We start from the raw sequence: 13,232 nt of genomic DNA, 5'->3' as shown, positions 1-13,232 counted from the left end.
AAAATCGGAAGCAGCTAAACCTACGCCTAGGAATTGCGACTTTCCGAAACTGAATTTCGGCGCCGCATCCGAGCTGACCGATAAGGAGAAGGCACACTTGACCGCGAACCTGCGCGCTGCGTTCGATCGCGCGTGCGGCGAGGGGCTGTTCGCGGAGCGGCAGCTGGTCGATCCTCGCTCCTACGACCGGTCGCTGCTTTATGTGATGAATGCGCCGGAAGCGAACGTGACATCGATCTATTTCGGGCCGTCCGCTGCACCGCCAGCCATGCTGCTTGAATCACCGTTCCGATCACCGGCCCAAATCCCGACCGTCGAAGAGCTTCACGAAGCGATTTACTGCGAAATGCGTGGCGCGACACCGGAAGAGGAGGAACGTGACGGCAGGTGCCGGGTCGACTAACAGGCGCCGATGATCACTTCACTCCTTATCGCCAACCGCGGAGAAATCGCCTGCCGTATCATTCGCACCGCGCGAAAGATGGGCGTGCGCACAATCGCAGTTTATTCGGATGCCGACGCAAAGGCGCTGCACGTGCGGATGGCCGACGAAGCGGTTCACATCGGCCCATCGCCGGCGCGCGAAAGCTATCTCGTTGGCGAGAAGATCATCGCCGCAGCCAGGAAATCCGGCGCGGAGGCGATCCACCCTGGATACGGCTTCCTCTCTGAAAATGCCGAGTTCGCTCATTCGGTGATCGAGGCGGGACTTGTTTGGGTGGGGCCGAAGCCGGCAAGCATCACCGCAATGGGGCTCAAGGACGCTGCCAAGCAATTGATGGCGCAGGCCGGCGTGCCGGTGACGCCGGGCTATATGGGAGAAGACCAATCGCCGGCGCGCCTCAAAGGTGAAGCGGACGCGATAGGCTACCCCGTCCTGATCAAGGCCGTCGCCGGTGGCGGCGGCAAGGGCATGCGCAAGGTCGACCGTGGAGCCGACTTCGATGACTTGCTGGAAAGCTGTAAGCGCGAAGCGGCCTCGTCATTCGGTAACGACGTGGTGTTGATCGAGAAGTGGATCGAGAGCCCCCGACACATCGAAGTGCAAGTGTTCGGCGACAGCCATGGCAATGTCGTTCACCTGTTCGAACGCGATTGCTCGCTCCAGCGCCGTCACCAGAAGGTGATCGAGGAAGCGCCCGCGCCCGGCATGGACGAGGCGACCCGCGAAGCCGTCTGCGGCGCGGCGGTGCGTGCCGCGAAGGCGGTCGATTATGAGGGCGCAGGAACGATCGAGTTCATCGCCGACGCCAGCGAAGGCCTGCGCGCGGACCGGATCTGGTTCATGGAAATGAACACCCGGCTTCAGGTCGAACATCCGGTCACCGAGGAGATAACCGGGCAGGATCTGGTCGAATGGCAGCTTCGGGTTGCGTCCGGTGAGCCGCTACCGAAGCGGCAGGACGAACTATCGATCGACGGCTGGGCGATCGAGGCGCGGCTATATGCCGAGGATCCGGCGAAAGGGTTCCTGCCCAGCGTCGGGCGGCTCGAGCATTTTGACCTCGGCGACGAGGGCGCATTGAGAGCGGAGTCGAGGAAGGGGATGAAATCTCGTCGTTCTACGATCCGATGATCGCCAAGTTGGTCGCCTCCGGCAGCGATCGCGAAGAGGCTATCGGCGCGCTTGCGGCCATTTTAGACGAGGTCGAAGTTTGGCCGGTACGGACTAACGCCGGATTCCTGTTCAATGCCCTGCTCGACGAAGATTTCGCCGCCGGCCGCCTCGACACCTCATTCATCGAACAGAAGATCGACGAGCTCGTTCCCGACCCGGAGCCCGACGTACTGGTCTGGCGCGGAGCGGCCGCCGTCGCTACGGCGGAAGACGAGGAAAGTGTCGCGATAGCCTCCGGCTTCAGGCTAAACGCCTCGCCGCGGACGGGGGCCGTACTCGGCCGAAGCGGCGAATTTCGTCATGTCTCCCTCGACGTCGATGAGCCGATGGCATCCGTTTCCGGATTTCGCGATGACGAGCGAATTGTCGCTTTCTACGAGGGCCAGGCCTATGAATTCGCTCGCGCGGCGCGGGGCAGCGCGGGTCATGGAGCGCACGATGGCGATATTCTTGCGCCTATGCCTGGAAAGGTGACCAGCGTTGAAGTCTGTCAAGGCGAAAAGGTTGTCGCTGGGCAACGCTTGCTCACGCTTGAAGCGATGAAAATGGAGCATGGCCTGACCGCGCCTTTCGACGGCGTGGTTGCGGAACTCAATGCGACGCCTGGCGCTCAGGTCGCGGTCGAAGCCGTCCTGGCGCGGGTCACACCGGCTGAATGAGCTGGAGCGAATGTCATCCAAAAGACGTTGAACGTAACATCGACAAGAAGGAGAAATTCATGCGTATTGCCGCCTCGCTCCTCGTTGCTTCCACTCTCGCAATCGCAGCCTGCGCCGATAACGAACCGGTCGCGAACGACGTTAACCTGACAATGAACGACACGGCGCTGAGCGACACGAACCTGGTCGGCAACGATGCGGCCCCATTGGCTCCGGCGGCAAACTTCGTCGGCGGGGACGGTGCCGCGTTGGGAAGCGTCACTGTTGAGGACAGCGCCGGCGGGGTCGTCCTTCGCTTGGCGGGATCGGGAATGCCTGCGGGGACGCACGGTCTTCACATCCACATGGTCGGAAAGTGCGAGGGGCCGAAGTTCGAAAGCGCCGGCGCGCACTGGAACCCGGACAACAAGCAACATGGCCTGGAGAATCCAGAGGGTCCCCATCGCGGCGATCTGCCGAATGCCACGGTGGGCGCCGATGGTTCACTGACCGAATCGTTGACGATTGCGGGCGTCTCCCTCGCGGAACTCCGGGACAGCGACGGAAGCGCACTGGTTGTCCATGCGCAGCCCGACGATAATATGACCGATCCCAGCGGGAACAGCGGCGACCGCATCGCTTGCGCGGTGATCGCGCCCGCCGGCTAGAGGTTGCGCCCGCGCTCGACTTGGGCAAGTGCAAGCCCGAGCAATTTGGCGACGGGAGCAGGACATGGAAATCAACGGCGTAGCGGCGGTCGTCACTGGCGGCGCATCGGGCTTGGGGGAAGCGACGGCGCGGGCGCTCGCGGCAAAGGGCGCGAAGGTCGCCGTGTTCGACCGAGATGCCGAAAAGGGTGAAAAGGTCGCGGCCGACATCGGCGGCATCTTTTGCGAAGTTGACGTCATGAGCGACGAGAAAGTCGCGGCCGCTTTCGAAAAGGCCCGGGAAGCGCACGGTCAGGAGCGAATCCTCGTCAATTGCGCCGGGGTCGCCAATGCAGTGAAGACGGTCGGCAAAGATAAGGCGACGGGGGAGCTCAAGCGCTATCCGATGAACCAGTTTGAACTGGCGATCGGAATCAACCTGATCGGGACTTTTCGCTGCATCGCGAACTCGGCCTATGGAATGGTCCAGACCGAGCCACTGGCCGACGGTGAGCGAGGGGTCATCATTAATACCGCCAGCGTCGCGGCTCAGGACGGACAGATCGGCCAGGCAGCCTATTCCGCTTCAAAAGGCGGCGTTCTCGGCATGGCACTCCCCATCGCACGCGACCTGATGAACGACGGGGTTCGAGTGAATACGATCCTTCCGGGCGTCTTCAAGACTCCGATGGTCGCCATGATGCCACCCAACGTCCAGGACGCGCTTGGTGCCCAGGTGCCGTTCCCGAAACGTCTTGGAATGCCGGAAGAATATGCGCGGCTCGCCGTCTTCATCGTCGAGAACGTCTACCTGAACGCGGAAGCGATTCGGCTCGATGGCGGAATAAGGATGGCTCCGCGTTGATTGATGACGATGGCGCGCTTCTTGAAGCGTGCGTGACGGCCGCGCGCGCCGCCGGGGCGGAAATCCTGAAGCTCGTCGACTCCGGTTTCGAGGTCGAGACCAAGGGTGACGAAAGCCCGGTCACGGTGTGCGACCGGGCCGCGGAGCGCATCATCTTGGACGCACTTCGCGAGGCTGCACCGGGCGTTCCTGTGATTGCCGAAGAAGAGGTCGCCGCGGGACGAATTCCGGCGCATGGCGAGAGATATTTCCTCGTCGATCCGCTCGACGGCACGAAAGAGTTTATCCGCGGCGGTCTAGATTACACTGTCAACATCGGCCTGATCGTCGGCGGGCAGCCGCTGCTTGGGGTCGTCTACCAGCCGGCCGAAGACCAGCTGTGGGGCGGGATGGTCGGGCAGGGCGCATTTCGCGAAGACGATGGCGGCCGCAAGTCAATCGCGGTTCGGCAGTTGGGCGAGCAACGTGCCGCTGTAGCGTCGAAGTCCCATTTCAACCAGGCCACCGCCGACTATCTCGAGCGAGCCCTCGGCTCTTGTGGCTACGTCTCGGTCGGGTCGAGCCTGAAGTTCTGTATTGTCGCGGATGGGCGGGCAGACATCTATCCCCGGCTATCCCCGACCAGCGAATGGGATACGGCAGCCGGTCACGCGGTTCTGCTCGCAGCCGGTGGACTGGTTGACGATCCGCAAGGTGCGCCGCTGACCTACGGCAAGCCGTCGTTTCTCAACGTCGGCTTCTGTGCAACGGCCGGCTGGCGCGCGCCCCCGGTTGCGCCTTACCTCCCGGACTTTACCAAGGCCGGGATTTAGGAATTCACTGCCGGCTTGGCTTCGCACTACTGCGAGAGCGAGTTCACAGGCTGCTCTCCTGCAAGCGCCTTTTTCAAATCATAACCCATTTCTGTCCGCGCCTGCTCGAACTCGGCGCGTAATGGCGAAATCCCGAGGCGAAGCTCCGTCAGTTCGGAACCCGGAGTGGAAGCGACACGGGCAAGACGGATCGCCAGATACTCAGCATCGGCGAACGTCCGCTCGCATTCTTGAAACCATCCATACGGATCGAACATGAGCCCGGCGTTGGTTGTTGACTGGAGTGTGGCCGCTATTGGCCGAGCCTTCCGAAGAGTTCGCAACTCGCTCCATTCCGGACGAAATTTTTCCCTAACTTCGCGCCGCTTCGGTGCCACAACGGACGAGCTCGGAAGTTATGACAGATGAGGTTGTCATGCGTGTATCCGAGCGTTTCAGTTTCGTTGAACCGGTAACCTACGACGGTGGGCGTCCGGCATTTCTTATCGGCGCGGACGGTCGGGACCTGTCTGAGGTTGTGGCGCTCGTGAGCGGTGCTGGAATTCGGATCGCGGCAACCTGCCGGCTGGAAAACGCGGCAGAGCGGCTCGATCTGCAGGCTTCTAGCGGACTTATCTGGATCGATTGCGGGATGGAATCGCCCAGCGACGCGCTTCTGGAGCGGGTCGTCCGATTGGCAAATGGCGGAACGTCCGCTGTGATCGAAATTGCACCGTCGCTGATCGACCGGATCGACGCCGCCCTTGCCGATGGCGGTGTGCAAATCCTGGTCGAGCCGCAGGCGGTCGAACGCGCGGCTGCATTTTCGCTCGCGATCGCCGGCGCTCTCGAGCCTGCGCGAGTCAGCGACGTCGGGCGCGACAACGCGGTTCGCCTTCGTCAGCTTTCGGACGAGGTGGGACGGATCGCAGCGTCGCTTGCGCGGCTGTCGACCGTCCCTGACAGGGTCGGATCGCCGGTCATGCCGAAGCGCGAATTCGGGGAAGTTCCGCAACTAGATGGCGAAAAGGTCCGCGCAGTCATCCGCGCCAGGCGCCTGCGTTCGCGCTATTTTAGCGAGGATATATTCGCCGATCCCGCATGGGACATGCTGCTCGACCTGCTTCAGGCCGAGATTGCGCAACATCGGGTTCCCGTGAGCTCGCTGTGCATCGCGGCGGCTGTACCGGCAACCACGGCCCTTCGGTGGATTCGAACGATGACCGATGCCGGGCTGTTCAGGCGTCGGGCCGACCCTCACGATGGGCGACGGATCTTCGTCGAGCTTTCGCCGAGCGCGAGCGCCGCAATGCGGCAATACTTCGCGGAAGCCATAGAGGTCGTGGGGCTGTAACGCGCACATGATGCCTTAATCGGTGAGAGAGGTCTGAGCGACACGAGCGCGGTTCAGAAAGTACTGACATGCCGGCGTCTTCGCCTTGGTCGACACACGCCTGATGGCGACCGACGATTTTGACATCATCGTGGACCTGATGCGTTTCAAACCGGATGGGGTATCGCCCAATCGCTGGGCAACTCTCCGGCGTCAGCCGCACTCTGTGGACGGACATGCGCAGGCACGGCGACCATCCCCGTCGGACGCTCGAAAAGCTTCTGACTGCCGCAGATTCGTCGTTGGCGGCATTCGAGGCACTCCCCCACGCCACGGCCCGGGTGAGCATTTCGCTGCGCCGTGGCGGAGTGCCTCCGTCGCCAATCACGATCCGTCAAACACACAGGTAGGTAAGGGACTGATGGCGATCGGCAGCGACACCGGGGGTGGTCGTCCGCCCGTCCAGCCTGGCTGCCGACGCCGGTGCTTTCGTACTGACCGTCGTCGAGGATTCGATGTGAATGCGCTTTCGCCTGGGCCGCCGTTTGATCGTGTCGCCGGTCGCGGAGGTTGAGATTGGCGATGATGTGCTGGTTTATCTGGCCGAAGAGACCGGCACGGCCATGATCAGAGAGCTAGTTAAGCGAGCCGACCGTGGCCTCGCTCTCAGTCAGTTCAAGCCCGAGCGGACAGTCCAGGTCCCGGTCGTTGAAGTTGCGCGAACGGAAAAGATCCGCGGAGAAGCCATCTAGCTTGCTTGAAACCCCGTTTCATGCAACCGGCCCCGATTAGGGCGCTTAGCTCAGTTGGTAGAGCATCTCGTTTACACCGAGAGGGTCGGCGGTTCGAGCCCGTCAGCGCCCACCATTGTAAGATTTCCGATTGTCACAATGCCCGGATGAGTTTCGCGGCAACGGCAATCCATGGCGGATCGGCCACAATCTGTTGGCGACCGCCGGCGCCAGGTGGAAGAATGAGCAATCGTCCACCGTCCCGGTCGATCAGTCGACCAAAGAGGAAGCGGCCGGCGGGGCGGGGAATGAGAACGTCCCGGTTTAGGGCCCGGACATAATCCGTCGGCTCAAGTGGGTCGCACCAGATCTCATCGCCCGCGCGATACTCCCCGACCGAAGCGGAAACCGTCATCCCAATCGTTCTGGATCCGGGCTTCGGAGGGACGAGCAGAGCGGTTCGTTTCGGTGCACGCGCCTGGCCGCCGGCTCCAAGGATTGCGTCGACATTGATATCGCTTCCACCGGCGCCGGCAACCAACTCCGATGCGTCGACGCCAAGTGCATCGGCGATCCGGTTGAGCCACCCGACGGAGACGGTTCGAGTCCCCGTCTCCAGCCGGCCAATGGTCTGGGCTGTGGTAGCGGGCTTGCAGGCCCTGGCAACGTCGTCCAGCGTCATGCCCCTTGTCTTTCGAACTTCCCGGATGCGCGTAATCATTGTTGCCCCTAACGAACCCTTTTGGTTCCTATTCTGTCCTACATGCGAGCCGCTGTGGCAACTGAAATCGAATCGGGAATGGGAGAACTTCATGACGCCGGCGAGATGTTGCGGCTCGATTACGAATGCGCCGCGTTCGGGCTGTGCGTGACGATTACATGGTTCGGTGCACCGGTGGCCCGCTCGCGCGGCGGCAAATCTGCCGCGCCGGATGCAAGCGTCCGTCAGATCTGTGCGCATTGCCGCTTTGACAAAAACCATTGCGGCGGATCGACCAGGTTTGTCGGACATCTTGGGGCGTATCATCTGATCGGGCGAGGGCACGCGCGAGGCCCAAGGCGCCCGGGGCTGGCCGGCGAGAGCCGGCAAGCTGCTCCTCACCATTGCGCTCGACCGGATCGCCGAACATTACCGGATACATTAAAGAAAAGGGCCGCGCCGAATCTCTCCGGCACGGCCCAGCGCTAATGGTTACAGCTTACTCGCTGCGGTCGGTCGCGCCCTGTCCGTCCTGCTCGAAATCCTGATCCTCAACGAGCCCGCTGCTGGTGTCGGAGCCGCCGGCCGAGCCGACGAAATTGCTTCCGCCCTGGCCACCTTCGGAACCGCCCTTACCGGTCGTCGAGGATCCCTCGATGTCGCTTTCCTGCCGGGTCGCGGTATCCGTGCCCGCCTCGCCGAAGCCGGCCTGGCCGGTCTCCGAATTGCCTGACTGATCGGAGCCGAAGCCACCCGACTGACCGCCGGTCTGGCCGGTTGTGTCCTGGCCCTGCTGGCTGGCCGTATCGCTGCCATGCTGGCTTTGTCCCGAGTTGCCCTGCGGCTGCTGGCTGGACTGCGCCTTGCTGATATCGCTCTGGCCGCCGTCCTGTTGGGTGGTGTCGTTGCGATTTTCGCTATTTTCCATGGTGACTATTCCTCCTGATGACACAATCCCGACCCGCTTGACGAAAGAGCGCGTGTAAGGCGCAACTCGTTCCATGGGCCCGCCATCGGTTGCGACGAATGGAGCGGCAAAACGTCGTACGCCTTAACAAATTTGGCGGACTTTCTGCGTTTCGCCGGAGCGCAACATTTCCGACATATGCGACCAACGGAAAAAGGGCCGCCGGAACTGGTCCGACGGCCCTCTTGCCTTGGTTCGATTGGAAGCGAAGCGCTTAGGCCTTGGCTTCGCCCTCGTCAGCGTCAGCTTCAGTCGCCTCGGCGGCCGGCGCCGGAGCGGCGGCTTCCTGCGTTTCCTCGCCCGGGACTTCGCCCGGTTCGGCGTTCGGATCGAAGGCTTCGGTGAAGCCAGCGGTCTCGCGCTCGAACATCTGGGCCATCACGTCGACGCCCTGGGCTTGGAGATCGGCCTCTTCCGGTGAGCGGGCGACGTTGACCTTGATCATCGAGACCACCTCCGGATGGAGGACGACGCGAACCTCGTGCATTCCGATCGCCTTGATCGGGCGGTCGAGAACCACCTGGCTCTTGGTGACCTTGGCGCCTTCGGCTTCCAGTGCTTCGACGATGTCGCGGGCCGAGACCGAACCGTAAAGCTGGCCGGTGTTCGACGCCTGACGAATGAGCTGGACGGTCTTGCCTTCGACGTCCTTGGCGGCCTTCTCGGCGTCACTGCGGCGATCCGCATTGTCGGCCTCGATCTTGGCGCGGTTGGCTTCGAACAGCTTCTTGTTCGACTCGTTGGCGCGGAGCGCCTTCTTGTTCGGCAGGAGATAATTGCGCGCGAAGCCGTTCTTGACGGTGACAACGTCACCAATCTGGCCGAGCTTTTCGACGCGTTCGAGCAGGATGACTTCCATGTTCCTTGCTCCTTACTTCACGACGTAGGGCAGCAGGCCGATCTGGCGGGCGCGCTTGATCGCCTTTGCCAGTTCACGCTGCTTCTTGGCCGAAACCGCGGTGATGCGGCTCGGAACGATCTTGCCACGCTCCGAAACGAAGCCCTGGAGAAGGCGAACGTCCTTGTAATCGATGCGCGGGGCGTCCTTGCCCGAAAAGGGGCAGGACTTGCGGCGGCGGAAGAATGCGCGAGCCATGGGTTAAGCCTCCACTTCTTCGTCGCGGCGCGTACGGCTGCGGTCGCGCTCGGCGCGGCGCATCATGGCCGACGGGCCCTTTTCGTGGGCGTCGACGCGGATCGTCATGAAACGAATGACGTCTTCGTTGATGCTGGTCTGGCGCTCAAGCTCCGCCACGGCGGCGGCCGGGGCGTCGACTTCGAGCATGACGAAGTGCGCCTTGCGGTTCTTGGCGATGCGGTAAGCGAGGCTCTTGAGGCCCCAAGTTTCGGTCTTGACGACCTTCCCGCCGTTTTCCGACAGGATGTTCGTGGCGTTTTCCGCGAGCGCATCGACCTGGGCCTGGGCCAGATCTTGACGCGCGAGGAAAACATGCTCGTAAAGCGGCATGTCTCATGCACCTATTTTGGCCGATCGCTGACGGGCCCCCATGGCCACGCCCCTCCGGCTGACTTCGCAAAAAGCAAAAGACCGCCAGGCGAACCTGGCGGCTGAGCGGGCCTATGATGGAATTGCCGCCAAAACGCAAGGCTCTAGCAGGTAATGACGACCTCGCGCATCCGGATTGGTTCGTCGAACCCCTTGAGTTCCGCATCGCGCATATCGGCGAACGTCACGCCCTTACCCAGGCATAGCTCGGCGATGCCGTTGGTGACGAGCACCTTGCCAGGCTCGGCATGGGCACAAAGGCGGGCGGCAAGGTTGACAGTCGAGCCGAAGAAGTCGTTGTCCCGCTCGATCGGCTCTCCGGCGGCGGCACCTATGCGGACCTGGAAGGCTGGAATCCTGGGACTGGGCTCGATCGCCTGTACGGCGCTCTGGATTCGGCAGGCCGATCTGACAGTCTGAACAGGCGAAATGAACACCGCCATGATGCCATCGCCCGTGTGTTTGATCACACGGCCGTTGAACTCGCTGACGGCCGCGCGAACGATCGCATCGTGTATCGAGATCAACTCGAACGCGATGTCGTCGCCCAGCCGCTGAGCCATTTCCGTCGAGCCGACGACGTCGGTGAACATCACGCTTCGAACGGCCGTATCGCGAGCACTGGGAATCCCCGGAAGTATCGCCGCACCGGCATCGTTTACGTCGGTCCCGCCGAGGAAGCCGTCGACCATGTCGGGATCGACCTCGATGATTTTCTCGGCCTCGAGGCCATGGGCCTCCAGATGAACCTTGCGTGCGGCTTCGGCGTCAGGCGCCTCGACCAGGCAAAAGACTTTGCCGCACTTTTCGTTATGCCAATATTTGCGATAATCGACGCCATATTTGGCCTGGACAGCAAGATCCGCCTCGTGGGCCTTGCGCAGGTCTTCGGCATTGGCGCCGGGAACCTGATGGATATCGAGATAAAGCGGCATCTCTTGCCCAACTCCGATCGGCGGGTTCTCTAGCGCGATTCATCCTGCTGCGCAAAAGGAGACCCGGTGGTAGAGCCGCCTTCATGAATGAGATGTTTGGCAAGCCCCTAAATCCGGACGCGCTGGCCGATCTCGGGCTACCCGGCTGGGTCTATCATGACCCGCATTTCTTCGAAGCCGAAAAAGCGGCTTTCCTTCGCGCAAGCCCGCAGATCGCCTGTCACACCAGTGACATCGCGGAGCCGGGCGACTGGCAGAGCTTCGATTACTTGGGCGAGAGCATCATCGTCATTCGCGGGGACGACGGGAAGGTACGGGCGTTCCACAACGTCTGTCGCCATCGCGGGTCGCGGATCTTGGACGGGAACGAAGGGTGCGCGCGAGTCCTGACCTGCCCCTATCATGCGTGGAGTTACGACCGGCAGGGTCAGCTGGCCGGTGTTCCCCACCGCCAGGACTATCCGGGATTGGAACCGGGGAAGCTCGGCTTGAAGCCCGTCGTGCTGGAGGAATGGCGCGGATTCCTTTTCGTCCGGTTGGAGGACGGCTTACCGAGCGTAGCCGAGATGATGGCGCCCTACGACGCGGAAATCGCCCCATACCGCTTAGAGGGATTGCGCGCGATCGGCCGGGTGACGCTTCGGCCGCGCAACCTCAACTGGAAGACGATTGCCGACAATTACAGCGACCATCTGCACATACCCGTTGGCCATCCCGGACTCACACGCCTGTTCGGGCGCAGCTACAGAATCGAGGCGCGCGAGTGGGTCGACAAGATGGAAGGGGACCTTCGCGACGATCCTTCAGAGGCTCCTAGCGAGCGGGCCTATCAATCACTGCTGCCGGCCGCGTTGCACCTACCCGAGAGTCACCGACGCAAATGGCTCTATTTCAAGCTATTCCCGTGCGTGGCCTTCGACATCTATCCAGACCAGGTCGACTTCATGCAGTGGATCCCGACCGGGCCGACGACCAGTGTCATTCGCGAGATCAGCTACGCGTTGCCCGACCCGCGGCGAGAGATGCGCGCAGCACGCTATCTCAACTGGCGGATCAACCGCCGCGTCAACCTTGAGGACACGGCGCTGATCTCGCGGGTTCAGCGCGGGATGGAAAGCGACAGCTTCACACCTGGCCCGCTCGGAAAAAGCGAAGTCTGCCTTCGCAATTTTACCGCCAAGCTTCGCGCCTTCATTCCCGAAGCGCGGCTCGAGCGACCTCCGGCGAACTGGCCGCGGGCGCATTGAATCGATGCATCAGCGTGCGGATGACTAGCCCGCCAACCAGGAGTGCCAGGCCCCACAGGTTGGCCTCAAGCCCGGACCCGTAGAAAGCGAATAGCGCAAAGCCGATTCCGACGACGATGGGAATCGTTGCGAGCGGCGACTGGCGCAGCCTCAGCGCCTCCAGCGACCCGACCAGGTAGACAACCAGCACAGCGACGGTCGAGAGCAGGATGACGAACTGAAACAGGCCCGCCGTGGTTCGGCTGCTGTTGAAGAACACCAGCAGGATTACGATCCCGGACGAAACCAGTTGACTCACAACCGGCGTGTTCGGCGGCCGGGTTCGCGACAAAGGCGAGGGCAGGTCGCCGCGAAGAGCCAATGCGTAGCCCGCTTCCCCGGCAACCATGATGCCGCCATTGAGCGCACCAAATGCTGCGATGGCCATGCCCAATGCGGCGAGGATGGCGGCGCTTTCGCCCCACTCTGACACTAGTGCATCCGCGAACGGGGCCGCCGATGACGCCGTCTGGGCGAGGGGAAGGAGGAGCAGCACGGACGTGCTTGAAAGCAGGTAGAGCATGGCGACGAAAGCCGTGCCCGCGACCATCGCCCGTGGAATGTTGCGCGCGGGGTCGCGGATCTTGCCGACCGGCGCCAATGCATTTTCGAAACCCGTCAGGGCGAACAGGGTCAGCGCCACCGCGAGCGAGATATTGTCGATCGATAGCGGTTCTGGCGCCAGGGGCTCGAAGGAGCGGCCTTGAGCCCCGCCAATCGCCGCAAGTGCAATGACCGCCAGCAGCGGCAGCAACTTCAGCAAGGTCGTCACCACCGCCAGCCTTCCCATGGCACGCGCCCCGGCGGCGTTGACGGCTGTGAGAAAGACGATGAACCCCACCGCCAGCAGTGCAACCCTGCCCGAACCCGCGACGAGCGGAACGACGCGGGATGTCGCCGAGGCGGCAGCAATGGCCAGGGCCGCATTCGCCGCCCAGGTCGAAACCAGGAAGCACCAAGCGACGATAAAACCTGCCAGCGGCCCGAAACCGCGCTCTATATAGGCCTGCAAACCTTCGCCGTCGGCGGTGACCAGTCGCGACAAGGCGAAGGCGATGCACAAGGCGCCGAGGCCGCTCACCAACCAGCCGGCGATCGCATTGGGGCCGAGCGGAGCAAGCGCAACCGGGAGCATAAATATGCCGGAGCCGATGATCCCCCGACGACCAGTGCTGCGGTCATCCAGGGGCCCAGCAATTGCGGTGCACCGCGTT

15 protein-coding genes, 1 tRNA gene and 1 pseudogene are annotated in these 13,232 nt (G+C 62.5%); 9 read left to right on the top strand and 8 right to left on the bottom strand.

The window, feature by feature from the left end; translation table 11 throughout:
- Positions 1-97 precede the first annotated feature (97 nt).
- The 5 genes and pseudogenes from G7076_RS07740 (at position 98) to cysQ (ending at position 4,580) form a co-directional block, all read left to right on the top strand.
- The gene (locus G7076_RS07740) at positions 98-403 is read left to right on the top strand and encodes a hypothetical protein (RefSeq protein ID WP_166201788.1); all 306 of its coding nucleotides are present in this window, start codon (positions 98-100) and stop codon (positions 401-403) included.
- 9 nt (positions 404-412) lie between these two features.
- A pseudogene (locus tag G7076_RS07735) lies at positions 413-2,277 on the top strand (acetyl/propionyl/methylcrotonyl-CoA carboxylase subunit alpha).
- A gap of 59 nt (positions 2,278-2,336) precedes the next feature.
- The gene (locus G7076_RS07730) at positions 2,337-2,924 is read left to right on the top strand and encodes a superoxide dismutase family protein (RefSeq protein WP_166201786.1); all 588 of its coding nucleotides are present in this window, start codon (positions 2,337-2,339) and stop codon (positions 2,922-2,924) included.
- Between the two features lie 64 nt (positions 2,925-2,988).
- On the top strand, positions 2,989-3,768 hold the full coding sequence (locus G7076_RS07725) for an SDR family NAD(P)-dependent oxidoreductase (RefSeq protein ID WP_166201784.1): 780 nt from the start codon (positions 2,989-2,991) through the stop codon (positions 3,766-3,768).
- Positions 3,765-4,580, top strand: coding sequence for a 3'(2'),5'-bisphosphate nucleotidase CysQ (gene cysQ, locus G7076_RS07720; protein WP_166201782.1), 816 nt, complete (start codon positions 3,765-3,767; stop codon positions 4,578-4,580). Before G7076_RS07725 ends, cysQ begins: the two co-directional genes overlap by 4 nt.
- Before the next feature lie 26 nt (positions 4,581-4,606).
- Here cysQ and G7076_RS07715 read toward each other — a convergent pair whose 3' ends face one another.
- Positions 4,607-4,837, bottom strand: a complete 231-nt coding sequence (locus G7076_RS07715) for a hypothetical protein (protein ID WP_166201780.1) — start codon at positions 4,835-4,837, stop codon at positions 4,607-4,609.
- A gap of 158 nt (positions 4,838-4,995) precedes the next feature.
- On the opposite strand from G7076_RS07715, the gene G7076_RS07710 reads away from it, so the two are divergent.
- From G7076_RS07710 to G7076_RS07700, 3 genes are all read left to right on the top strand, one after another.
- Complete coding sequence (locus G7076_RS07710) at positions 4,996-5,913, top strand: winged helix DNA-binding protein (RefSeq protein ID WP_166201778.1); 918 nt, start codon at positions 4,996-4,998, stop codon at positions 5,911-5,913.
- Positions 5,914-6,413: 500 nt separating this feature from the next.
- Positions 6,414-6,644 carry a hypothetical protein gene (locus tag G7076_RS07705; RefSeq protein WP_166201776.1) on the top strand — a complete coding sequence of 77 codons (231 nt, stop codon included), beginning with the start codon at positions 6,414-6,416 and terminating at the stop codon, positions 6,642-6,644.
- 39 nt (positions 6,645-6,683) lie between these two features.
- Positions 6,684-6,759, top strand: a tRNA-Val gene (locus tag G7076_RS07700).
- A gap of 18 nt (positions 6,760-6,777) precedes the next feature.
- On the opposite strand, the gene G7076_RS07695 is transcribed toward G7076_RS07700, so the two are convergent.
- The 6 genes from G7076_RS07695 to G7076_RS07670 all read right to left on the bottom strand — a co-directional run bounded on the left by G7076_RS07695 (position 6,778) and on the right by G7076_RS07670 (position 10,732).
- Complete coding sequence (locus tag G7076_RS07695) at positions 6,778-7,344, bottom strand: helix-turn-helix transcriptional regulator (protein WP_166201774.1); 567 nt, start codon at positions 7,342-7,344, stop codon at positions 6,778-6,780.
- 478 nt (positions 7,345-7,822) lie between these two features.
- Entirely contained in the window at positions 7,823-8,251 is a 429-nt protein-coding gene (locus G7076_RS07690; RefSeq protein ID WP_166201772.1) for a hypothetical protein, read from the bottom strand.
- A gap of 253 nt (positions 8,252-8,504) precedes the next feature.
- Positions 8,505-9,149, bottom strand: coding sequence for a 50S ribosomal protein L9 (gene rplI, locus G7076_RS07685; RefSeq protein WP_166201770.1), 645 nt, complete (start codon positions 9,147-9,149; stop codon positions 8,505-8,507).
- Positions 9,150-9,161: 12 nt separating this feature from the next.
- On the bottom strand, positions 9,162-9,386 hold the full coding sequence (gene rpsR, locus G7076_RS07680) for a 30S ribosomal protein S18 (protein WP_166201768.1): 225 nt from the start codon (positions 9,384-9,386) through the stop codon (positions 9,162-9,164).
- A 3-nt stretch (positions 9,387-9,389) separates the two neighbouring features.
- Positions 9,390-9,758: a 30S ribosomal protein S6 gene (gene rpsF / locus G7076_RS07675; protein ID WP_166201766.1), complete on the bottom strand. Its 369-nt coding sequence runs from the start codon at positions 9,756-9,758 to the stop codon at positions 9,390-9,392.
- A 143-nt stretch (positions 9,759-9,901) separates the two neighbouring features.
- Positions 9,902-10,732, bottom strand: coding sequence for a nickel-binding protein (locus G7076_RS07670; RefSeq protein ID WP_166201764.1), 831 nt, complete (start codon positions 10,730-10,732; stop codon positions 9,902-9,904).
- An 83-nt stretch (positions 10,733-10,815) separates the two neighbouring features.
- On the opposite strand from G7076_RS07670, the gene G7076_RS07665 reads away from it, so the two are divergent.
- Positions 10,816-11,979: an aromatic ring-hydroxylating dioxygenase subunit alpha gene (locus tag G7076_RS07665; RefSeq protein WP_206367513.1), complete on the top strand. Its 1,164-nt coding sequence runs from the start codon at positions 10,816-10,818 to the stop codon at positions 11,977-11,979.
- On the opposite strand, the gene G7076_RS07660 is transcribed toward G7076_RS07665, so the two are convergent.
- Complete coding sequence (locus G7076_RS07660; protein WP_166201763.1) at positions 11,924-13,153, bottom strand: APC family permease; 1,230 nt, start codon at positions 13,151-13,153, stop codon at positions 11,924-11,926. The genes G7076_RS07665 and G7076_RS07660 overlap by 56 nt on opposite strands.
- Positions 13,154-13,232: the final 79 nt, after the last annotated feature.

This window comes from Sphingomonas sp. HDW15A, assembly GCF_011301715.1.
In the GTDB taxonomy this organism is placed as follows: Bacteria; Pseudomonadota; Alphaproteobacteria; order Sphingomonadales; family Sphingomonadaceae; genus Sphingomicrobium.
The sequence above is the reverse complement of the archived record's forward strand: the minus strand, read 5'-3'. Positions and strand labels throughout refer to the sequence as shown.

Excerpts from the sequence above, each read along its gene's own strand:
- G7076_RS07660 (WP_166201763.1), bottom strand. The coding sequence starts at position 13,153 with ATGCTCCCGGTTGCGCTTGCTCCGCTCGGCCCCAATGCGATCGCCGGC.
- rplI (WP_166201770.1), bottom strand. The coding sequence starts at position 9,149 with ATGGAAGTCATCCTGCTCGAACGCGTCGAAAAGCTCGGCCAGATTGGT.
- G7076_RS07690 (WP_166201772.1), bottom strand. The coding sequence starts at position 8,251 with ATGGAAAATAGCGAAAATCGCAACGACACCACCCAACAGGACGGCGGC.
- G7076_RS07705 (WP_166201776.1), top strand. The coding sequence starts at position 6,414 with ATGCGCTTTCGCCTGGGCCGCCGTTTGATCGTGTCGCCGGTCGCGGAG.
- G7076_RS07695 (WP_166201774.1), bottom strand. The coding sequence starts at position 7,344 with ATGATTACGCGCATCCGGGAAGTTCGAAAGACAAGGGGCATGACGCTG.
- rpsF (WP_166201766.1), bottom strand. The coding sequence starts at position 9,758 with ATGCCGCTTTACGAGCATGTTTTCCTCGCGCGTCAAGATCTGGCCCAG.
- rpsR (WP_166201768.1), bottom strand. The coding sequence starts at position 9,386 with ATGGCTCGCGCATTCTTCCGCCGCCGCAAGTCCTGCCCCTTTTCGGGC.
- G7076_RS07730 (WP_166201786.1), top strand. The coding sequence starts at position 2,337 with ATGCGTATTGCCGCCTCGCTCCTCGTTGCTTCCACTCTCGCAATCGCA.
- G7076_RS07665 (WP_206367513.1), top strand. The coding sequence starts at position 10,816 with ATGAATGAGATGTTTGGCAAGCCCCTAAATCCGGACGCGCTGGCCGAT.
- G7076_RS07715 (WP_166201780.1), bottom strand. The coding sequence starts at position 4,837 with ATGTTCGATCCGTATGGATGGTTTCAAGAATGCGAGCGGACGTTCGCC.
- G7076_RS07670 (WP_166201764.1), bottom strand. The coding sequence starts at position 10,732 with ATGCCGCTTTATCTCGATATCCATCAGGTTCCCGGCGCCAATGCCGAA.
- G7076_RS07725 (WP_166201784.1), top strand. The coding sequence starts at position 2,989 with ATGGAAATCAACGGCGTAGCGGCGGTCGTCACTGGCGGCGCATCGGGC.
- G7076_RS07710 (WP_166201778.1), top strand. The coding sequence starts at position 4,996 with ATGCGTGTATCCGAGCGTTTCAGTTTCGTTGAACCGGTAACCTACGAC.